This is a genomic window from Reyranella sp. CPCC 100927 (assembly GCF_007859315.1).
In the GTDB taxonomy this organism is placed as follows: Bacteria; Pseudomonadota; Alphaproteobacteria; order Reyranellales; family Reyranellaceae; genus Vineibacter.
Genome location: NZ_VOHA01000001.1, coordinates 322,869 through 343,448 on the forward strand (window position 1 = coordinate 322,869; position 20,580 = coordinate 343,448).

Consider the following 20,580-nt stretch of genomic DNA (forward strand, 5'->3'; position numbering starts at 1 on the left):
TCATGACGGACCTCTTCGTGCGGCGGCCAGTCCTCGCCTTCGTGGTGAGCGCGCTGATTCTGCTCGTGGGACTGCAGGCGGCGTTCACCTTGCCGGTGCGGCAATATCCGGAACTCGAATCGGCCACCATCACGGTGACGACCCAGTATCCGGGGGCGTCGCCGGATCTGATGCAGGGTTTCGTGACGGCGCCGATTTCGGAGTCGATCGCATCGGCCAGCGGCGTGGAGTACCTGTCGTCGTCCTCGACGCAAGGCCAGTCGGAGGTCAGGGCGCGCCTGGCGCTCAACGCCAATTCCGATCGGGCGTTGATCGAGGTCATGGCCAAGGTCGCCGAGGTGAAATACCGCCTGCCGGCCGAGATCCAGGATCCCGTGATCACCAAATCGACCGGTGATGCCACGGCGGTTCTCTATCTCGGTTTTGCCAGCGAGACGGTGCCGCCGTACGCGATCAACGATTACCTCATGCGTGTCGTGCAGCCGTTGATCGCAACGGTGCCGGGCGTGGCATCGACAGAGCTGGAGGGTGGGCAGAGTCTTGCCATGCGCGTCTGGGTCGATTCGGCGCGACTGGCGGCGCATGGCGTATCGACGGCAGAGCTCTCGGACGCGTTGAAACGCAACAACTTCCAGGCAGCGCCGGGGCAGGTCAAAGGCACGTGGACGGTTGCCGACGTGCGCACCGACACCGATCTCGTCAGCGTCGAGGATTTTCGCAACCTCGTCGTGAAGGCGACGCCCAACGCGCTGGTGCGCCTCAAGGACGTCGCCACGGTCGAACTGGGTGCGAAGTCGACCGACCAGTCCGCCTTGATGGACGGCAAGCGTGCTGTCTACGTCGCGGTCAATTCGACGCCGCGCGGCAATCCGCTGACGATCGTCGCCGGCGTGAAAGCCTTGCTGCCTGAAATCCAGCGCAGCCTGCCGCCGACGGTGGAGGTCGCCATTCCGTTCGAGGTCGCGACGTTTGTCGAGGCTTCGATCGACGAGGTGCGCACGACGCTGCTGGAGGCGGTCGTCATCGTCGTTGTCGTGATCTTCCTCTTCCTGGGATCGGGCCGGTCGGTGCTGGTTCCGATCGTCACCATCCCGCTGTCGCTGGTCGGCGCCGCAGCGATCATGCTGGCGATGGGTTTCAGCCTCAACCTCCTGACCTTGCTGGCGATGGTGCTGGCGATCGGGCTGGTGGTCGATGATGCCATCGTCGTGCTCGAGAATGTGTACCGCCACATGGAGGAGGGCCGCACGCCGGTGCAGGCCGCCCTGATCGGGGCCCGCGAGATCGTCGGCCCGATCTTCGCCATGACCATCACGCTGGCGGCCGTCTACGCGCCGATCGGCCTGATGGGCGGGCTCACGGGCACGCTGTTCAAGGAGTTCGCCTTTACGCTGGCCGGTGCGGTGGTGGTTTCCGGCGTGGTGGCGCTGACATTGTCGCCGGCCATGTGTTCCCTGCTGCTGTCACGGAAGTCGATGGAAACCCGGCTCGGCCGGATCATCGAACGGTCTTTCCAGCGTCTGGCTGCAACCTACGGCCGATACCTGCATGCCAGTCTCGATCACCGACCGGTAACAGCGGTCTTCGCGCTCATCGTGTTCGCGGCGATCCCTGTCCTGTTCCTGTCCGCCCAGCGCGAGCTGGCGCCGGAGGAAGATCAGGGCTCGCCGATGGCCGTGGTCAAAGGGCCACAGTACGCCAACATCGAGTATGCTGAAGTTTTCGCTCAGCGCCTGGAGCAGATCTTCCGGACCATCCCGGAGCGGAAGTCGACATGGATGATCAACGGCATCGACGGGCCGGCAAACGGCATCGGCGGCATCGACCTCGTGCCGTGGAGCAAGCGCACGCGGTCGGAGAAGGAGATCGTTGCCGAGCTTCAGGCCGCCGTCGGCGCGATCGAAGGCCAGAGCGTCTTTGCCTTCTCGTTGCCGGCGCTGCCGGGGTCGACCGGCGGACTGCCGATCCAGATGGTGATCTCGAGCGCGCGCGATCACAAGGCGGCGTTCGACGCCATGGACCGGATCAAGGAAGTCGCCCGCAAGAGTGGCCTGTTCGTCGTCGTCGACAGCGATCTCGACTTCAACAACCCGATCGTGCGCATCCGCATCGATCGTGCCAAGGCCAACGAACTGGGCGTCACCATGCAGAGCATCGGTGCCACGCTGGAGACGCTGGTCGGCGAGAACTATGTCAATCGGTTCGGTCTGCTGGGGCGCTCCTATGAAGTCATCCCGCAGGTGCCGCGCAGCGACCGGCTGTCGCCTGAAAGCCTGACCCGCTACTACGTGCCGGCGCGCGACGGCTCCATGGTGCCGCTGTCGACTGTCGTGCAGATCGTTGCCGAGGTCGGCCCCAACAAGCTGACGCAGTTCAACCAGATGAATGCCGCCACCTTGCAGGCGATCGCGGCGCCCGGTGTGAGCATGGGCGATGCGGTGGCGTTTCTCGATGCCCAGGCGCGCGCGTTGCTGCCGGACGGCTTCCGCCACGATTGGCTCGCCGACTCCCGGCAATACGTGCAGGAAGGCGACAAGCTCACGATCACCTTCGCGTTCGCGCTGATCGTGATCTACCTGGTGCTGGCCGCCCAGTTCGAGTCGCTGCGCGATCCGCTGGTGATCCTCGTCACCGTGCCGCTGTCGATCTGCGGCGCCCTGATACCGCTCTATCTGGGGTTTGCCACGCTCAACATCTATACCCAGATCGGTCTGGTGACGCTGGTCGGGCTCATCTCCAAGCACGGCATCCTGATGGTGGAGTTCGCCAACAAGCTGCAGGAGACGGCAGGGCTCAGTCGCCGGGCCGCGATCGAGCAGGCCGCCCGCATCCGCCTGCGTCCCATCCTGATGACGACGGCTGCCATGGTGGCCGGCCTGGTGCCGCTGCTGTACGCCTCGGGCGCGGGTGCCGAAAGCCGCTTTTCGATCGGTATCGTCGTCGTCCTGGGCCTGACCGTGGGTACCCTGTTCACGCTCTTCGTGCTGCCCGCGGTCTACACCGTGCTGGCCAAGGATCATGCCCGCGCGCACTCGGGGCGGGCGGCCGAGATCGCGGCCGTCGATGCCATCGGCAGGACGCGCACGGTGCCCGCCGACCGCATCTCGGGATAGCGCGCCTTAACGGCGACTGCCGCGCGTGGCTTTGCGGTCGCGATGCGTCGGTTGTCCGTCGCTGACCGGCGCGATTCGATAGGCACAGCGGCGGGCGCCCATCAGGATATGCTCCTCGCGCTCGACCGTGATATCGGGGCCGAGCACGTCACGAAAGACGTCGAGTTCGGAGCGGCAGAATCCCTGGCAGGCCGACGCCGCGACGCAGATCGGGCAGTGATTCTCGACGAACAGCCAGCCGCGCCCGTCCTCGGTGCGATGCCATTCGGCCATGTAGCCTTCCCGGGCGCGCATCTCGGCAAGACGCGCGATGCGGTCTTCCACGCGGCCCACGCCCTTGAGTTCAGCCTCGTATGTCCTGCGGGTCTCGGTTTCGCGGGTCGCGATCAGAAGATCGAGTGCCGGCTGGCCCAGGGTCGTTCGGATGGTTCGCAGCAGGTCGGCCGTCAGATTGGCGTGCGCATCCGGAAAGCGGCCGTGACCGGCATCGGTCAGGTGCCAGGTCTGGGCTGGGCGGCCGACGCCCTTGGGCTCCGCGGTCGCGCCAACGAGATCCTCGGCGGCGAGTTTCAGCAATTGCTGACGGGCCGCTTCGCCGGTCGTTCCCAGCTGCTCACCCAATTCGGTGGCCGTCAGCGGACCATGTCGCTTCAATGCGTGCAGCACGCGATCGGCAACGGGACGTGATTTCACGGCTGGATTCACCAGTTCGCCAGCCTCCCCTGATGATTCATAAAGGGTAGAAATATCCTTTTTCCAAGTCAATACTTGAAATAAGGGCGCGTCACTTTTGACGTCCGGACTCGGCGACGCGCCTCGCAGGCTGTCACATGGATGCTGTCCGGTATCGGTAAGATGTCCATGATGGGTGGCCAATTCGGTCGAGGGGCGCGTTGATGACGCATCGAAGGGCGGTATTCGTCTGTTGCGACGGCCTGGGACGTGACTGGGTGGATGCCAGCCGGACACCGACGCTGCAAGACATGCGCCACACGGGTGTGTGGTGTGCCGAGCATCGGGCAGTGTTTCCGTCCGTGACGCGTGTTTCCGCGGCCTCCATCGCGACGGGATGCCTGCCGGGCCGTCACGGCCTGCATGGCAATCGCATGGGACTTCTGGAGGGTGGCCGCGTGGTCGTGCGCGATGTCGGCAATCCCGACTTTCGCGCGCACATGCGCCGCGCGACGGGTACGACGCTGCGGGTTCCGACGATGGCCCAGCGCGTCGCGACGTCGGGCGGGTTCATCGCTTTTTCAAACGTATCGCCCGGGGCCGCCTACTTTCTCGATCCCGAGCATTTCGGCTTCGTCTATCACCGGGCAGGCTCCTACGCGCCCCAAGGCGTGCCGATCGGAGGCGCTGATGCGCTGGATGTCAGCCATGACCTCGCGGGCGACTGGGTCATGACACAGCGTTTCTGTGCCGAGATCCTGGCCGATCGTCGACCGGCCATCGCCGTCCTGTGGCTGGCCAATCCCGACCACACGCTGCATGGCGTGCCGCTGGGTTCATCGGCCCACCTCGAAGCGCTGTGTCATGCCGATCGATGCGTTCTCGAGGTCCTGCAGACCGTGGAGCGCCTGCGTCGGGACGGCGATGAAATCCTGCTGTTGGTCGGTTCCGACCATGGTCAGGAAACCATCGGCGACTGCCTCGATCTGGAGGCCTGGCTGTCGCAGCAGGGGCTCGCCCCCCTTCTCGAGAGCGGCGACATCGCCGTCGCGGGCCAGGGTACGGCGGCGCTGCTCTATGCGACCGAGCATGGTCGGCCGCGCCTGCTGGAGAGACTCGATGCCCTGCGTGCCGCGCCATGGGCCGATGGGGTTATCGCGCAGGGAGCCATGGGTGAACACGGTCAGGTCGCCACGGGCGGTCTCGTCGCGGCGGTCAATATGGCGCGCCGGGACGAACTCAACCCGCATGGCGTGCGGGGGCGGCGATGGGTCGTCGCCGAGCCGGGCAAGCCCGCCGCGATCGGCGATGGCCAACATGGCGGTTGGGGGCCGGACGAGACGAATCCCTTCCTGATCGTCAATCATGCGGGATCGCCGTCGGCCACCCTGCGGCAGCCGACATGCATCACCGATATCGCGCCCACGATGCTGCGCTTCCTCGGTCTGCCGATGGATGGTCTTGACGGATCGCCGCTGCCGTTGGAACAGCGCGGCTGAAGCCTGGACGCCCCGAGCGAGGGGCGTCCAGCGGTTCATGTGCAGGTCAGGCGCGCCAGGCCGGCTTGGCCATCTCGTAGAGCGCGTCGGAACGGGTCACGCCGATGTCGCGCAGCTCGCGGTCCGTGAAACGCGCCAGTTCGGCGCGCTCGCGGGACCGCTGTCGCCAGAGGCGCAACGTGTCGAGCAGGGACAGAGAGCGTGTCGTGCGGCGCGGGGCGGCATCCGACAGGGTTGTGGCGAGGGTCATGGTCTTCTAGTCCAATCAGAGGGTTAGTGGCCGCGCACGACATCGATCGCGCCGACCGGCACGACGAGGTTGCGGGTGCGAAACAGCGATGCGACTGCGGTCAGTGCCTTGCGCAGGGCATGCGCCCGCAGCTGTCGCGCTTGCGCGTCGACGGCGCGGATCGCTTCGGGCGTCGGTGCAACCGACTCGCCGCGGGCAATCGCCGTTTGAATCGTTTGAAGCGTGTCTTTGCGGAGCATATCCAACCTCCAGTCGATTGAGGTCAGAGCGCTCCTCCCGCCGCCGGGACTTCTTACTGAGCAACCGGCTGACATCCCAAATATGGGTCAGCCAGACTGTCGCACCACCAGAATTGCTGCATCGCAGCAATGCATGTACCGCAGGATGCATGTTTCTGATGCATGACTGAATAATTTCAGAGCAGTGAATTTTACATTTGTAGGATGAGTCGCCGTCCTGCCGATGGCATGCGACAACGTCGGAACGCCCATTTGCGCCCCGTGAGGAGATTGTCGCCATGGATATGCATCTATCGGGCCGCACCGTGCTGATCACAGGTGGATCCAAAGGGATCGGCTACGCCTGTGCCGAAGCATTCGCGGCCGAGGGCTGCCAGGTGCATTTGGTCGCCCGCGGCCATGAAAATCTGACGGCTGCCCGCGACCGCCTGCGGGCGCGCTTCAATGTGCCCGTCGAGACTCACGCCGTTGATCTCAGCGACGGCAATGCGGCGCGCGGCCTGATCGAGACCTGCGCCGACGCCGACATCCTGGTCAACAATGCCGGCGCCATCCCGCGCGGCGATGTGATCAGCATGGATGAAGCCAAATGGCGTGCGGCCTGGGATCTCAAGGTCTTCGGCTACATCAACACCACGCGCGCCATGCTGGAGAAGATGTACGCCCGCAAACGCGGCGTGATCGTCAATATCATCGGCCTGGCCGGTGAGATGCCGATGTATGACTACGTCACAGGCTCGATGGGCAATGCGTCGCTCATGCAGTTCACGCGGGCCGTGGGATCCAAGAGCGTTGATCACGGCGTGCGGGTCGTGGCGATCAATCCGCCGTCCACCCGTACCGACCGGATGACGACCCTGATGCGATCCCAGGCCCAGAAGGAACTGGGCGATCCGGAGCGGTGGCCCGAGTTGACCCGCCATCTGCCGTTCGGGCGGCCGTGCGAGCCCTCGGAGATCGCCGACCTGGCGGTGTTCCTGGCGTCGGATCGATCCGCCTACACCAGCGGCGTGGTGTTCAGCGTCGATGCCGGCCAGGCCAGTCGCCATTGAGCCGGCAAATGCGGCCATGAACCGCATGCCCGGCAGGCGGGCCGCCAGCGGGAATCGGTGGGAATTTTCTCGCGTGCGCGTATTATCCACAGGCCCGGCGCAAGCAACGTCGCGTGGGCTTTGCAGGTTAGGGAGGCTTACAAGTGAACCGTCGTAAATTCGTTCGCGCCGCCGGGACGGGCGCAGCCGTTGCCGCCGCCAGCACGGTCGCGGCGCCGGCCATCGCCCAGTCGATGCCGGAAGTCAAATGGCGCATGGCATCGAGCTTTCCGAAGGCGCTCGATACGATTTTCGGAGCCGCCGAGACCTTCTCCAAAGCGCTGGCCGAGGCGACGGACAACAAGTTCCAGGTTCGCGTTTTTGCCGCGGGCGAAATCGTCCCCGGCCTTCAGGTCGCCGATGCGGTGCAGAACGGCACGGTCGAGTGCGGCCATACCGCCTCGTACTACTATGTCGGCAAGGATCCGACCTTCGCGTTCGATACCGCTGTGCCGTTCGGCCTCAACGCGCGCCAGCAGGACGCCTGGATGATCCATGGCGGCGGCCGCGAGCTGATGAACGAGTTCTACAAGGAGTACAACATCCACGCCGTGCCGTGTGGCAACACCGGCTGTCAGATGGGTGGCTGGTTCCGCAAGGAGCTGAAGACCGTCGACGACCTCAAGGGCGTCAAGATGCGCATCGGCGGCTTCGCGGGCCAGATCATGACCAAGCTTGGCGTGGTCCCGCAGCAGATCGCCGGCGGCGAGATCTATCCCGCCCTGGAAAAGGGAACCATCGACGCCGCCGAATGGGTCGGCCCCTACGACGATCAAAAGCTCGGCTTCAACAAGGTCGCGCCGTTCTACTACTACCCCGGCTGGTGGGAGGGTGGTCCGCAGTTGTCGGCCTTCATCAACATCGGCAAGTGGAACGAGCTGCCGAAGTTCTATCAGGCGGCGTTCGAGAACGCGTGCGCCAAGGCGCACACCTGGATGGTCGCCAAGTACGACGCGCAGAACCCGAAGGCGCTGCGCGAACTCGTGGCCGCCGGCACCAAGCTGCTGCCGTTCCCCGCGGCGGTGATGGAAGCCTGCTTCAACGCCACCAACGAGGTCTACGCCGAAACCGTGGCCAAGAATGCCAAGTTCAAGAAGGTGTTCGACCAGTGGAAGACGTTCCGCAACGAAGAGGTCCTCTGGTTCCGCGTTGCCGAGAACACGTTCGACAACTTCATGGCCCGCTCGTCAGCGCAGAGCAAACTCTGAGGCGCTATCGGCCATAGGAGGCCACAAGCCCCGCTTCGGCGGGGCTTGTCATGTCATCTTCATCGCAACAGGAGAAAGCGATTATGGACAGACGCAAGTTTCTGAGCACCACGGCGATTGGCGCCGTCGCGACCGGCGCGCTGGCGGCGCCGGCGATTGCGCAGGGGCTGCCGGAGCTGAAATGGCGCATGTCCTCGAGCTTTCCCAAGAGCCTCGACACGCTCTTCGGCGGTGCCGAGGCCTTCGCCAAGCGCGTGGCGCAATTGACCGACAACAAGTTCCAGATCCGCGTTTTCGCGCCGGGCGAAATCGTGCCGGCGCTGCAGAACCTCGATGCCGTGCAGAGCAACACCATCGAGATGGCGCACACCGCGTCCTACTACTTCGTGGGCAAGGACCCGACGTTTGCGTTCGACACTGGCGTGCCGTTCGGCCTCACGCCGCGCCAGCAGAACGCATGGATGAGCCACGGCGGCGGCGCGCAGCTGATGCGCGAGTTCATGGCGTCGTACAACGTCGTGCCGATCGCGGGCGGCAACACCGGCACGCAGATGGGCGGCTGGTTCCGCAAGGAGATCAAAACGCTCGACGACGTGAAGGGCTTCAAATTCCGCATCGCCGGCATGGGCGGGCAGATCTGGGCCAAGCTCGGTGCCGTGCCGCAGCAGATCGCCGGCGGCGACATCTATGCGGCGCTCGAGCGCGGCACGATCGATGCCGCCGAATGGGTCGGTCCCTACGACGACGAGAAGCTCGGCTTCGCCAAGGTGGCGCCCTACTATTACTACCCGGGCTTCTGGGAAGGCGGCGCGCAGCTGTCGTTCATGGTCGGCAAGACGCTGTGGGAAGGCTTGCCGCCCTTCTACCAGCATGTGCTGGAGACCGTCGGCGCCGAGATCAACCTCGACACCACGGCACGCTATGATGCGGTGAACCCGCAGGCGTTGCGTCGCCTCGTTGCTGCCGGAGCCCAGCTGCGGCCACTGCCCCGCGAGATCATGGCGGCGGCCTGGAAAGCCACGCACGAGATCTACGACGAGATCGCGGCCAAGAACGAGAAATTCAAGAAGGTCTATGAACCGTGGCGTGCCTTCCGCGACGAGCAGTTCCTGTGGTTCCGCGTTGCCGAATTGACCTATGAGAACTTCGCGTTCACGGCGGCGCAAACCGTCAAATAGCCTGTCCTTTCCAGGCCATCGCGGCCGTCGCCGTCATCTGAAAACCCCGCCTCGGCGGGGTTTTCTCTTTGCCGGCAGGCCACATTCGCGTGGTCGCCGGAGAATCCGTTTTTCCCGTTTGCGCTGTCGTGCAAGGATGATCCTGCTGAACCGGTCGGATGGAACCGTACTGGACAGGGGCGAAACTGCCCGGAGGAGAGGCCTGATGAATCGTCGCAAATTCGTGAAGCGTGCCGGCGCCGGCGCGGTGGGGGCCGCTGCGCTGGCGGCGCCGGCCATCGCGCAATCGATGCCTGAGATCAAGTGGCGCCTGACCTCAAGCTTTCCCAAAAGCCTTGATACGCTCTTCGGCGGTGCCGAGCACTTCGCCAAGGCGATCGCGGATATGTCAGACAACAAGTTCCAGATCCGCACATTCGCCGCCGGCGAAATCGTGCCGGGCCTGCAGGTTGTCGACGCGGTGCAGAATGCGACTGTCGAGATGGGGCAGACGGCGGCCTATTACTATTTCGGCAAGGACCCGACATTCGTGTTCGAAACCGGCCTGCCGTTCAGCATCAATCAGCGCCAGTACTATGCCTGGCTGTACCACGGCGGCGGACATGCGCTGCTGCAGGACTTCTACAAGGCCTACAACCTGGTGAACTTCACCTTCGGTGGTACCGGCTGCCAGATGGGCGGCTGGTTCCGCAAGGAGATCAATACGCTCGATGATCTGAAGGGACTGAAGTTCCGCGTCGGCGGCTTCGCCGGCCAGATCCTCACCAGGCTCGGCGTCGTGCCGCAGCAGATCGCCGGCGGCGACATCTACCCGGCCCTGGAGAAGGGCACCATCGACGCCTGCGAGTGGGTTGGCCCCTACGACGACGAGAAACTCGGTTTCAACAAGGTGGCCAAGTACTACTACTACCCCGGTTGGTGGGAGGGAGCGTCGGTCGGCTCCCTGTATATCAACACCAAGGCGTGGGACACGCTGCCGCCGGCCTACAAGCGCATGGTCGAGACCGCAGCCGACGCGGTCACGGCGTGGATGGTGCCGAAATACGACGCCGCCAACCCGGCGGCACTGAAACGGTTGGCAGCCAGCGGAACGACGTTGAAGGCCTTTCCGAGGCCGGTCATGGAGGCGTGCTTCGACGCGGCCTTCCAGACCTACGACGAGATTGCCGAGAAGAACCCGACCTTCAAGAAGGTCTATGAGCATCTCAAGGCGTTCCGCACCGACCAGAACCTGTGGTTCCGGGTGGCGGAGAACACCTTCGACAATTTCAATTTCTCGATGTCGGCCAAAGGCCGCTGACACCACCATCGCGAAACAGAAAGCCCCGCCTGTGGCGGGGCTTTCTTTATGTCGGGCGCATCGACAGGCGACGATTCCCCGTGCCGTCAGTTCTTGGACGGCGGGATAATGATGGGCGGCGGGTTGTCGTCGATCTGCGGCGCCTGGATATCGATCTTGACCTTGTTGGGATCGATCCCCGACGGCTTGTCGAGAAACGCCGTGACCGTCGACGGGAAGGCAATGACGAGGACAACCATGATGAGCTGCAGCAGCACCCAGGGAACCGAGCCCCAGTAGATGTCCGAGCTCTTGACCTCCTTGGGCGCCACGCTGCGCAGATAGAACAGCGCGAAGCCGAAAGGCGGATGCATGAACGACGTCTGCACGTTGACGCACAGCATCACGCCGAACCAGATCAGGGCCGCATCGGCACCGACGACGGGGGTCAGCAGCTTCTGCGCCACCGGCGTCAACATCGGCACGATGATGAAGGCGATCTCGAAGAAGTCGAGGAAGAACGCCAGGAAGAACACGAACAGGTTGACGACGATCAGGAAGCCCCAGACGCCGCCGGGCAGCGACGACATCAGGTGTTCGACCCAGACGCCGCCATCGACACCCTGGAAGGTGATCGAGAAGCACGTCGCGCCGACCAGGATGAAGGCCACCATCGCGGTGATGCGCATGGTCGCCTGAAAGGCCTGGATGATCAGCGTCCGCAGTTCGGTGGTCTCCCACGCGCGCCAGCACAGCCAGACGATGGCCGCGAACATGACGGTGAAGGCGGCCTTGAACGCCGGCGACTTGAACGCGACGATGCCGATCGCACTGCCGACGAGCGCCGCGACGATACCGGCGCCGAACGCCCATTTATCGAAGCGGGTCAACGGGGCATTGCGCACGACCGCCAGCACGATCGCACCGATCGTGCCCATGGCACCGGCTTCTGTCGGGGTTGCCAGCCCCAGCATGATGGTGCCGAGCACCAGGAAGATCAGCACCGCCGCCGGTATGATGCCCCACAGGCATTTGACCAGCAGCGGCCAGCCCGTGAGGGTGCGGGGAACCGCCGGCACGCGCGTCGGATGCACGATGCTGAGATAGAACGTGTAGGCGGCGAACAGGGCGATCTGAAGCAGCGATGGCCCCCAGGCGCCGAGATACATGTCGCCCACGGAACGGCCGAGCTGGTCGGCCAGGACGACCAGCACCAGCGACGGCGGCACCAGCTGCGTGATGGTGCCCGAGGCGGCCAGCACGCCGGTGGCGTAGCGCATGTCGTACTTGTAGCGCATCATCACCGGCAGCGTGATCAGCGCCATGGCGATCACCTGCGCGGCCACGGTGCCGGTGATGGCACCCAGGATGAAGCCGACGATGATGACGGAATAGCCAAGACCGCCGCGTACGGGACCGAAGAGCTGGCCCATCGATTCCAGCATGTCCTCGGCCAGGCCGCACTTCTCGAGGATCGCCCCCATGAACGTGAAGAAGGGAATCGCCAGCAGCAATTCGTTCGACAGGATGCTGCCGAAGACACGCCCCGGGATGGCCTGCAGGAAGTTCAGGTCGAAGTAGCCCAGGTTGATCGAGATGAATCCGAAGAACAGTCCGACAGCGGCCAGCGAGAAGGCGACCGGATAGCCGAACAGCATGAAGACCACGAGGCCGCTGAACATCAGCGGCGGCATCAACTCCAGTAGGGTCATTGCACCGGCCTCTCGTACTTGGCGTCCAGTGCAACCTTCAGACCCTCCAGCGCCGCGATGCGCTTGATGAGTTCGGATATGCCTTGCAACGCAAGAAGCACGAAGCCCACGGGCATGACGAGCTTGATCGGCCATCGCAGCAGGCCGCCGGCGTTGCTCGAATGCTCACCCACGGCGTAGGACTGCGCAAAGAAGGGCCACGACAGCCAACCCAGCAGAATGCAGGCCGGCAGCAGGAACAGCAGGATGCCGAAGATATCGACCCAGATCTGTTGCCGCTCGTTCAGCATCATGTAGACGATGTCGACCCGCACATGCTCATTCTTCTTGAGCGTGTAGGCAGCGCCGAACATGACGATAACGGCGAACATGTACCACTGGATCTCGAGCCAGGCATTGGAGCTGGTGTCGTAGGCGTACCGCACCATCGCGTTGCCGGCGCTGACGACGCAGGCCAGTAGCACCAGCCAGTCGCAAACTCTACCGATACGCTCGTTGACCGCGTCAACGAACGCACTGAAACCAAGCAGTAATTTCACGTTGGCGGCCTCCCGGGGATGCAGCCCATTGTTCCAGGCAGCTTTTTCCCCCAATACAAACTCAGGTGTGATTTAGCAGAACTGAGCCTCACTGCCACGGGATTCTCCAGGGGCGACAGTCAGGCGGATTGTCAGTCACGTGTCAGTGTTGAGGGTGCAATGAGCCGGCGATCATTTCGAGCGCCGGAGAACATGGCTAGTGTGCCGGCGGCATGGCTAGGGGACAAGCCGTCTCATCAGCAACGAGATGAGTGTTCTCGCTTCATTCGTGAAATAGCCGCCACGGTCCAGAAGTGCGCGAACCTCCGACAGACGCAGCCAGACCTTGTGCGGATCGGGCGCCGCGTCGTTCAGGTCGACGATCCGGTACAGCGTGATATCGCGGAAAAACCGGCCACCCTCGTCCGACTGCCGGCAGGCCATCACGACGCGTCCGTTGCTGCCCTCATTCGTCGGCTCGTCGCAGGCCATGCTTGTCGGGCCAAGTTCCGCGCCACGCGCAAGGCCTGGTTCGCGGCAGACGCTGAAGCCGAAGCGCAAGGTACCGCTGATACGGGTGACGCAAAGGTCCGCCCGGCCGGTTGCCCGGCTCTCGAGGACCGGCTGATCCCACGTCGGCACCTCGCGGGAGCGAGACTGAACGCGGATATGAATGGCGCGCAGCGGCGAGGACACACTTGAGATCGTTCCATCGGGCTGGATCTGCCAGCCCTGCAGGTCATGCAGCCGGATGATCGTCGCGTCGCCTCGATGGCGGCGCGCCTGCGCCAGGTCGTCGTCGACTGCATTCAGTCGGGCCGCGTTGACGGGTTCGATGAACGAGCGTTGCAAATCGCTGCCAAAATCATCCCTGGCATCGGCGAACGGCTCCCCCGATACCAGGAGCTCCCAAGGCATCGTTGCCAAGACGGATCGTGCGTCCGTGTTGACGGCGAAGTCCTGATCCAGGAGGCGGAGCAACGCTGTCGTTCCAGCCCAACGCAGCGGTGCTGCCGGGGGGATCTCCAAGTCGCCAAGGACCGACACGTTGCGATTGAATTTGTCGATGAAGCGCGTTCCTTGTTCGCTTTCCAATGTGTCGCTCAATCGCGGGGTTGTATCGGCGCGGACGAATGACGCACCCCATGGCCGCTGGCCGCCATGGACCTGGTCCAGGTTGCTTGCCGTGGCTTGTACGCTGGGCGCGATCTGAGCGACGTTCACGTTCCCGGGTTCGACCTTGGCATGGAGAAGAATTTCCGGTCCCTGCACGGAACGCCTGAGAATGAAGGCGAGGAGACCGATCTCGCGCTGCTCGATAAACGGTTGCTGCCGAACGCCGTAGCGCAGCCCCACGACGCGAAAGAACCGGCCGGAGCGATGCGCGAGGGCACCATCCTGCAAGCGCCAGCTTCGTGATGCTGCCAGATCCGCCTGGTCAACGCTGAAACCGTCCCTTGCGACCACGTCCTGAAGCCAGTTCAGGATCTCGCCGTGATCATGCGTTACATCGCCATACTGCATCACGCTTCACCGGGTGCGACGTGCCGGGTCTCGATGCGTGTTCGCAGTGTGAGGAAGTCGCGGATGAATGCGGCGCCATATCGCTGAACGGCGTTGGCCCGCGCGGCGGCATCATCCATGACGGCGCCGATCACGTGGTCGGCAAACAAGTCATGTGGAACACTACGCCCACGCGCTGACAATGCCAGCGCCAGGACAGCCTCGTCCGGGGTGAGGCGGCGGTCGATCGTTTCGGGAAAGACGTCCGCCAGTTGCCTGGCGAGGAAGTCCTCGGCAAACCGTAGCAGCACCTCTTTGTGCTCGATCGTCGAGCGGCGGATGGCGGCGGGCGATGGCGCACTGAGGTTGCCGCCGCCCGTATGCCTCATGCTGGTCAGAGGCGCCTCCACCATGAGCAGATCGCCGAATCCGGCCAGGCGCACCCAGAGGTCATAGTCACCCAGCTGCACGAGCCTTCCTCTGAAACCGCCAACCCGCCGCATCAGATTGGCCGGTGTCACTGCCGATGAAAGGCACAGGCAGTTTCCTTTTTCGAAGAACAGCCGCAACCATTCGAGACGCGGCAAGGCGCTGTCCCGGAAAATCCCGTCGAGGTATGTCCCCGCCAGGGGCAGCCCGTCTGCGCCGATGATGTTCACCTGGGTGAAGCAGACAGCAGCCTGCCGGTTCGCCTCGAGAAGCGCGACCTGTTGCTCCAGCTTGGTCGGAGCCCAGATATCATCCGAGTTCTGGAACGCTATGTATCGACCACGGGCCTGCTGCAATGCCAGATTGCGACCGTGGGCCTCGCGGTTCGACGGCAGGGCCATCAGGCGCAGGCGTGGATCGCTGATGCTGGATAACCGCGCCCAGGTACCGTCCGCTGACGCATCATCGACAACGATGAGTTCGAGATCGCCGAGACTCTGGCCGAGCACGCTGCGGACAGCCGACTCCACGAACGGCTCATGATTGAAAGACGCCATGATCACGGAAAGAAGTGGGACCTTCTTTCCGATGCCGAACAGAGTCCGCATGTGTCAGGTCAATTTTGCCCAGCCCGGGAATGTCGGTAGGCACAATGGCTGATACGGTGCTTCAGCTGCATTTTCAACCCGTCTCCTATCCAAGCCAGACAGGTATTTGTTCCACCAGCGGCGTGCTTCATCAGAACGTGGTGTTGCGCTGTTACGCGGTCCGGCCTTGGCGTCGCCCCAGGTGCTCGCGCAGGAACGCAAACAGCCGCTGGCGGGCGATGGCGTTCTCGCGCACCGAGAAGAAGTGGCTGGCGCCCGAGACGATCAGCAGTTCCGCTTCCTTGCCGGCGTCACGCAGGGTTTCGGTCATGCGCAGGCTTTGATCGAGCGGAACGTTCTCGTCGGCATCGCCGTGCAGCAAGAGGACGGGAACATCGATATCGTGAACGTGGTAGATCGGGGAGCGCTCCCGCAGCCCGGCCGTGTCGGTCAGGTCGTCCAGGTAGGGCTGCATGTGCGGATTGGCGACGTACCAGTGCTCCAGGTCGGTCGGCGGGAACAGCGCCGCCACGCAGCGAATGGCCGGACGCCGCGCCGCGGCAAGCAGGGCGACCTGGCCGCCCATCGAGGCGCCGATCAGGCCGATGCGGCCCGGGTCCACCGACGGCAGCCGCCGTAGCCAATCGATCGCGGCCACGACATCGTCGGGTTGATGCAGGCCCTGGTCGCTGTCGCCATCCGAGCCCAGCCAGCCGCGCAGCGCCAGGGCCAGCACCTTGTAGCCTGAGGCTGTCGCCAATTCGGCAAGGTGCCGTTCCGTCCAGGCGTTGCGGCCAAAACCGTGCAGCAGGATCAGGGCCGGGTGCGGCGGCTGTCCGGCCTCGGGCTTGAACAGGTAGCCGCCCAGGGTCACGCCGTCGGCGCCGGGCAGGCGCACGCGCTCGACCCCGGCGATATCGGGCAGATCGGGCCAGCGATAGACGATATCGAAGCGCAGGCCGTCTGGCGTTCGCACGCCGCAAGCGTAATAGCCGGGGGCGAAGTAGGCTTGCTCCGCCGGGGGCGACACGGTTTCGGCGCCCAGCGCGACCAGCCGTTGGTAGACGGCATCCACCTCGGCGTGGCTGGCTGCACTGAACGCGATCGTGAGACTGCCCGTGGGTGGCCGGCCGTCCTCCGCCTGCCGCAGCATCAGGTGGTCATAGCGGCGCATGAACAGAGTCCGGTCCATGTCGCTGCCGATGCGGCGGAACCCGAGCAGGGGCAGCCACTGCCGGTGGTACGCGACCGACGATGCAAGGTCGGCGACCACCACAGTCATGCCAGCATACCCGCTCGGGATATTGGGCACTGACTGCGGTGGGGTGTCGGTCATGTCCCTATCCTTCCCCTTCTGGGGGAAGGATCAAGACATCATGTGGCAAAGGCTCCATCAGCCGGTCGTTATTGCCTCAGGCGGCGGCTTGCTTGGACTGCGCCAGGTTGCGCAGTACGTACTGGAGAACGCCGCCATTGCGGAAGTACTCGATCTCCTCCGCGGTATCGATGCGGCAGATGACCGGCACCGTGCGGGATGAGCCGTCACGGTAGTGGATCGTCAGCGGCAGCTCCATGCGCGGCTTGAGGCCGCCTTCGATGCCGCCGACATCGAAGGTCTCGTAGCCCGTGAGGTTGAGGTCCTTGCGCGTCATGCCGTCCTTGAACTGCAGCGGCAGCACACCCATCCCGACCAGGTTCGAGCGGTGGATGCGCTCGAACGTCTCGGACACGACCGCCTTCACGCCCAGCAGGTTGACACCCTTGGCGGCCCAATCGCGCGAACTGCCGGTGCCGTACTCCTTGCCGGCAATGATGATCTGCGGCGTGTTCTCCTGCTTGTAGCGCATGGCCACGTCAAAGATCGGCTGCGCCTCGTCCGACTGATAGTAGTGGGTGAAGCCGCCTTCGACGCCGTTCACCATCTCGTTCTTGAGACGGATGTTGGCAAAGGTGCCGCGCATCATCACCTCGTGATTGCCGCGGCGGGTGCCGTACTGGTTGAAGTCGGCGGGTGCCACGCCGTGCTCCATCAGGTATGTGCCCGCCGGGCTGTCCTTCTTGATCGAGCCGGCCGGCGAGATGTGGTCGGTCGTGATGGAGTCGGCGAACATGCCGATCGGCCGGGCGCCCGTGATGTTCGAGATCGGCCGCGGAGTCTTTTCCATGCCGTCGAAGTAGGGCGGGTTGCGCACGTAGGTCGACGCATCGTCCCAGTTGTATGTCAGGCTGGTCGGCACCTTGACGCTGCGCCAGAACTTGTCGCCGGTGAAGACGTCGGCGTAGCGCGTCTTGAACGCCTTGGCGGTGACGTGCTCCTCGACCGCGCGCGCGATCTCCTTGTTCGAGGGCCACAGGTCCGCGAGGTAGACCGGCTTGCCACCCTTGCCGATGCCGATGGGATCCTTGGTGACATCGATCTTCATCGAGCCGGCCAGCGCATAGATCACCACCAGCATGGGCGAGGCGAGATAGTTGGCGCGCGTCTGCGGATTGACGCGGCCCTCGAAGTTGCGGTTGCCCGACAGGACGGAAGCGACGACCAGATCGCCGTCGGTGATCGCCTTGGAGACCGGGTCCGGCAGAGGGCCGGAGTTGCCGATGCAGGTCGTGCAGCCGTAGCCGACCAGGTTGAACCCGATCTTGTTCAGGTCCTTCTGTACCCCGGCGCTCTCGAGGTAGTCGGTGACCACCTGCGATCCCGGCGCCAGCGAGGTCTTGACCCAGGGCTTGACCGAGAGCCCGTGCTTGACCGCGTTGCGCGCGATCAGGCCGGCGCCCAGCATCACGTAGGGGTTGGACGTGTTGGTGCAGGAGGTGATGGCGGCGATCACGATGTCGCCGTGGCCGACATCATAGTCGGTTCCCTCGGCCTTCACCCGCTTGCCGTCGTCCTGGCGGCCGAACTCCTTGTCCATGTTGGCGATGAACTGCGATGCCGCCTGATCCAGCGGCACGCGATCCTGCGGTCGCTTGGGGCCGGCCAGGCTTGGCTGGACGTCACCCAGGTCCAGCGCCAGCGTGTCGGTGAAGATCGGGTCGGGCGACTTGGCAGTGCGGAACAGGCCCTGTTTGCGGGCATAGGCTTCGACCAGCTCGATCGACTTGCCGCGGCCGGTCACCTTGAGATAGCGCAGCGTCTCATCGTCGATCGGGAAGTAGCCGCAGGTGGCGCCGTACTCGGGTGCCATGTTGGCGATGGTGGCGCGATCGGCGAGCGGCATCTCGTCCAGGCCTGGCCCGTAGAACTCGACGAACTTGTTGACCACGCCCTTCTTGCGCAGCATTTGCGTCACGGTCAGCACCAGATCGGTAGCCGTGGCGCCTTCGCGCAGCTTGCCCGTCAGCTTGAAGCCGATGACGTCGGGGATCACCATCGGCTGCGGCTGGCCCAGCATGGCCGCCTCGGCCTCGATGCCGCCGACGCCCCAACCCAGCACGGCCAGGCCGTTCACCATGGTCGTGTGGCTGTCGGTGCCGACCAGGGTGTCCGGATAGGCGGTCAGCTCCTTGCCGTCCTTCTTCACGAACACGACCTGCGAGAGATACTCGAGGTTGACCTGGTGGCAGATACCGGTGCCCGGTGGCACGACGCGGAAATTGTCGAACGCCTGCTGGCCCCAGCGCAGGAAGCGGTAGCGTTCGATGTTGCGCTCGTACTCCAGCTTCACGTTCTCGCCGAAGGCGCGGTTGTTGCCGAAATTGTCGACGATGACCGAGTGGTCGATCACGAGGTCGACCGGCACCAGCGGATTGATCTTCTTGGGATCACCGCCCAGCTTGGCCATGGCGTCGCGCATGGCGGCCAGATCGACCACGGCTGGGACGCCGGTAAAATCCTGCATCAGCACGCGGGCTGAACGGAAATTGATCTCGTGTGCCGACTTGCCCTCTTTCAGCCAGCCGGCGAAGGCGCTGATATCCGCCTTGGTCACCGTCGTGCCGTCTTCGTTGCGAACCAGGTTTTCCAGGAGAACCTTCAGCGAATAGGGCAGCCGGCTGAGATCGCCGATCTCCTTCTCCACCGCCTTCAGGCTGAAATATGTGTAGTCCTTGTTGCCGACCGTGAGGGTTTTTCGAGCCTTGAAGCTGTTGGGGTGCGCGGCCATGGTTCGTCTCTCCTGAGGGGATGCGCGTCGGTGATGGCGGAATGTTGGGGTGAAAATAGGCCGCCCCTGGGAGTGGGGCAATCCGTCAAATCGGCCGGCAGTTTCGCGCGCGCTTGTGACGCGCTAGCGTCAGGGCCAATGCGCTCCGCTAAACGGCTATGATCAGGGTTTGGAGAGTCAAGGTTATGCGCGGTTTTATCCTCGGTTTGGGCGCCGCGGCGGTTCTGGCCGTCGCGCCGCTGGCAGCGCAGACCGGTGTTCCGCTGGACCGCGACTGGGACCCGGTCGCCCGCGAATTCAACCGGCACGAGGGCGGCGACGTCGGTGCCCTCGCCGTGACCCCGCGGGGGCCATCGGGACCGATCAATTCCATACCGGCCGTCACGCGCGAACTGGCGCGCCAGGATCTGTCGCCCAAGGATCGCGGCAACCTGCTGATGTACCGTGCCATGCTCCATCTGGCGGCAGGCAACCAATCGCGGGCTGACCGCGACATCGATCTCGCACTGCGGACCGATCCCACCCTGAAATATGACATGCTGGCGAGCCGGGCGCGCGATATGGCGGCGTCCGGCCGGACCCAGCCGGCCATCGATCTGGTCGAGCGCGCGCTGCAGGATCAGCCCGGCTATGCACCACTGGTCACCACCCGTGGCCAGGTGCGGATGATGCAGGGCGACTATGCGCTCGCGCTGGCGGATTTCAGCCAGAATGCGGGGACCAGCGACGTGGCGCGCCGGCTGCGGGCGCAGGCCTACTACACCAACGGCAATTTCCGCGAAGCCGTGGGGGACCTGGACTATCTGCTGCAATCCGGCTCGTCGGTCTCGCAACCTATCCACCTGATGCTGTGGCGCTACGCGAACAACGTGAAGCTGCGCCGTGACGCCCGCGGCATGCTGACGTCGGACCTGCGTTCCTACGGCGAGCCGGAGGCCTGGCCGGCCCCGATCGCGCGTTTTCTGGCCGGCCGCATGACGTCGGGCGAACTCGAGATCGCGGCGGAAACCGATGCCGGGGCCAAACGCTCGGACGGCCGCTGCCTGGCATCCTATTTCATCGCCATGGACAGTGTCCGGCAGGGCAACCAGGCGCGCGCGCTTGAACTGCTGCAGCTCACCCAGGCGCGCTGCGGCATTGCTCATTTCGCCCATTGGGCTGCCACCGCCGAACTCAAACGGCTCGGCCGGCGCTGA

16 protein-coding genes are annotated in these 20,580 nt (G+C 64.3%); 7 read left to right on the forward strand and 9 right to left on the reverse strand.

Going from position 1 to position 20,580, the window contains the following annotated elements:
• Positions 1–2: 2 nt before the first annotated feature.
• Positions 3–3,113 (forward strand): MexW/MexI family multidrug efflux RND transporter permease subunit, encoded by a 3,111-nt coding sequence (locus FQU96_RS01510; RefSeq protein WP_146539072.1) that lies wholly within the window; start codon positions 3–5, stop codon positions 3,111–3,113.
• 6 nt (positions 3,114–3,119) lie between these two features.
• Here FQU96_RS01510 and FQU96_RS01515 read toward each other — a convergent pair whose 3' ends face one another.
• Positions 3,120–3,806, reverse strand: coding sequence for a metalloregulator ArsR/SmtB family transcription factor (locus FQU96_RS01515; RefSeq protein ID WP_218574571.1), 687 nt, complete (start codon positions 3,804–3,806; stop codon positions 3,120–3,122).
• Positions 3,807–4,009: 203 nt separating this feature from the next.
• On the opposite strand from FQU96_RS01515, the gene FQU96_RS01520 reads away from it, so the two are divergent.
• On the forward strand, positions 4,010–5,284 hold the full coding sequence (locus tag FQU96_RS01520) for an alkaline phosphatase family protein (RefSeq protein ID WP_146539073.1): 1,275 nt from the start codon (positions 4,010–4,012) through the stop codon (positions 5,282–5,284).
• Positions 5,285–5,330: 46 nt separating this feature from the next.
• Here the strand turns inward: FQU96_RS01520 and FQU96_RS01525 are convergent, their stop codons facing one another.
• Positions 5,331–5,534, reverse strand: a complete 204-nt coding sequence (locus tag FQU96_RS01525; protein WP_146539074.1) for a DUF1127 domain-containing protein — start codon at positions 5,532–5,534, stop codon at positions 5,331–5,333.
• A 23-nt stretch (positions 5,535–5,557) separates the two neighbouring features.
• Positions 5,558–5,773, reverse strand: coding sequence for a hypothetical protein (locus FQU96_RS01530; protein WP_146539075.1), 216 nt, complete (start codon positions 5,771–5,773; stop codon positions 5,558–5,560).
• Positions 5,774–6,051: 278 nt separating this feature from the next.
• Here FQU96_RS01530 and FQU96_RS01535 point away from each other — a divergent pair, with 278 nt between their 5' ends.
• The 4 genes from FQU96_RS01535 (at position 6,052) to FQU96_RS01550 (ending at position 10,550) form a co-directional block, all read left to right on the forward strand.
• A complete protein-coding gene (locus tag FQU96_RS01535; RefSeq protein ID WP_146539076.1) occupies positions 6,052–6,825 on the forward strand; it encodes an SDR family oxidoreductase in 774 nt (257 codons plus the stop codon).
• A 143-nt stretch (positions 6,826–6,968) separates the two neighbouring features.
• Positions 6,969–8,072 (forward strand): TRAP transporter substrate-binding protein, encoded by a 1,104-nt coding sequence (locus tag FQU96_RS01540; RefSeq protein ID WP_146539077.1) that lies wholly within the window; start codon positions 6,969–6,971, stop codon positions 8,070–8,072.
• A gap of 83 nt (positions 8,073–8,155) precedes the next feature.
• Positions 8,156–9,250, forward strand: coding sequence for a TRAP transporter substrate-binding protein (locus tag FQU96_RS01545; protein WP_146539078.1), 1,095 nt, complete (start codon positions 8,156–8,158; stop codon positions 9,248–9,250).
• Between the two features lie 205 nt (positions 9,251–9,455).
• Entirely contained in the window at positions 9,456–10,550 is a 1,095-nt protein-coding gene (locus FQU96_RS01550) for a TRAP transporter substrate-binding protein (protein WP_146539079.1), read from the forward strand.
• 86 nt (positions 10,551–10,636) lie between these two features.
• Here FQU96_RS01550 and FQU96_RS01555 read toward each other — a convergent pair whose 3' ends face one another.
• From FQU96_RS01555 to acnA, 6 genes are all read right to left on the reverse strand, one after another.
• Complete coding sequence (locus FQU96_RS01555; protein WP_146539080.1) at positions 10,637–12,241, reverse strand: TRAP transporter large permease subunit; 1,605 nt, start codon at positions 12,239–12,241, stop codon at positions 10,637–10,639.
• Positions 12,238–12,780, reverse strand: coding sequence for a TRAP transporter small permease subunit (locus tag FQU96_RS01560; protein ID WP_146539081.1), 543 nt, complete (start codon positions 12,778–12,780; stop codon positions 12,238–12,240). Before FQU96_RS01560 ends, FQU96_RS01555 begins: the two co-directional genes overlap by 4 nt.
• Positions 12,781–12,996: 216 nt before the next feature.
• Positions 12,997–14,283, reverse strand: a complete 1,287-nt coding sequence (locus tag FQU96_RS01565) for an NDP-hexose 2,3-dehydratase family protein (RefSeq protein ID WP_146539082.1) — start codon at positions 14,281–14,283, stop codon at positions 12,997–12,999.
• Positions 14,283–15,299 carry a glycosyltransferase gene (locus FQU96_RS01570; RefSeq protein WP_146539083.1) on the reverse strand — a complete coding sequence of 339 codons (1,017 nt, stop codon included), beginning with the start codon at positions 15,297–15,299 and terminating at the stop codon, positions 14,283–14,285. The genes FQU96_RS01565 and FQU96_RS01570 overlap by 1 nt, the downstream gene beginning before the upstream one ends.
• 151 nt (positions 15,300–15,450) lie before the next feature.
• The gene (locus FQU96_RS01575) at positions 15,451–16,614 is read right to left on the reverse strand and encodes an alpha/beta fold hydrolase (protein WP_146539084.1); all 1,164 of its coding nucleotides are present in this window, start codon (positions 16,612–16,614) and stop codon (positions 15,451–15,453) included.
• A gap of 76 nt (positions 16,615–16,690) precedes the next feature.
• Positions 16,691–19,384 carry an aconitate hydratase AcnA gene (gene acnA, locus FQU96_RS01580; RefSeq protein WP_146539085.1) on the reverse strand — a complete coding sequence of 898 codons (2,694 nt, stop codon included), beginning with the start codon at positions 19,382–19,384 and terminating at the stop codon, positions 16,691–16,693.
• 185 nt (positions 19,385–19,569) lie between these two features.
• Here acnA and FQU96_RS01585 point away from each other — a divergent pair, with 185 nt between their 5' ends.
• The gene (locus FQU96_RS01585; RefSeq protein WP_146539086.1) at positions 19,570–20,580 is read left to right on the forward strand and encodes a hypothetical protein; all 1,011 of its coding nucleotides are present in this window, start codon (positions 19,570–19,572) and stop codon (positions 20,578–20,580) included.

What these genes read in the sequence shown, in the direction of transcription:
- FQU96_RS01555 (WP_146539080.1), bottom strand. Translation starts at nt 12,241, where the DNA reads ATGACCCTACTGGAGTTGATGCCGCCGCTGATGTTCAGCGGCCTCGTG.
- FQU96_RS01530 (WP_146539075.1), bottom strand. Translation starts at nt 5,773, where the DNA reads ATGCTCCGCAAAGACACGCTTCAAACGATTCAAACGGCGATTGCCCGC.
- FQU96_RS01510 (WP_146539072.1), top strand. Translation starts at nt 3, where the DNA reads ATGACGGACCTCTTCGTGCGGCGGCCAGTCCTCGCCTTCGTGGTGAGC.
- FQU96_RS01575 (WP_146539084.1), bottom strand. Translation starts at nt 16,614, where the DNA reads ATGACCGACACCCCACCGCAGTCAGTGCCCAATATCCCGAGCGGGTAT.
- FQU96_RS01535 (WP_146539076.1), top strand. Translation starts at nt 6,052, where the DNA reads ATGGATATGCATCTATCGGGCCGCACCGTGCTGATCACAGGTGGATCC.
- FQU96_RS01565 (WP_146539082.1), bottom strand. Translation starts at nt 14,283, where the DNA reads ATGCAGTATGGCGATGTAACGCATGATCACGGCGAGATCCTGAACTGG.
- acnA (WP_146539085.1), bottom strand. Translation starts at nt 19,384, where the DNA reads ATGGCCGCGCACCCCAACAGCTTCAAGGCTCGAAAAACCCTCACGGTC.
- FQU96_RS01545 (WP_146539078.1), top strand. Translation starts at nt 8,156, where the DNA reads ATGGACAGACGCAAGTTTCTGAGCACCACGGCGATTGGCGCCGTCGCG.
- FQU96_RS01520 (WP_146539073.1), top strand. Translation starts at nt 4,010, where the DNA reads ATGACGCATCGAAGGGCGGTATTCGTCTGTTGCGACGGCCTGGGACGT.
- FQU96_RS01570 (WP_146539083.1), bottom strand. Translation starts at nt 15,299, where the DNA reads ATGCGGACTCTGTTCGGCATCGGAAAGAAGGTCCCACTTCTTTCCGTG.
- FQU96_RS01550 (WP_146539079.1), top strand. Translation starts at nt 9,456, where the DNA reads ATGAATCGTCGCAAATTCGTGAAGCGTGCCGGCGCCGGCGCGGTGGGG.
- FQU96_RS01525 (WP_146539074.1), bottom strand. Translation starts at nt 5,534, where the DNA reads ATGACCCTCGCCACAACCCTGTCGGATGCCGCCCCGCGCCGCACGACA.
- FQU96_RS01585 (WP_146539086.1), top strand. Translation starts at nt 19,570, where the DNA reads ATGCGCGGTTTTATCCTCGGTTTGGGCGCCGCGGCGGTTCTGGCCGTC.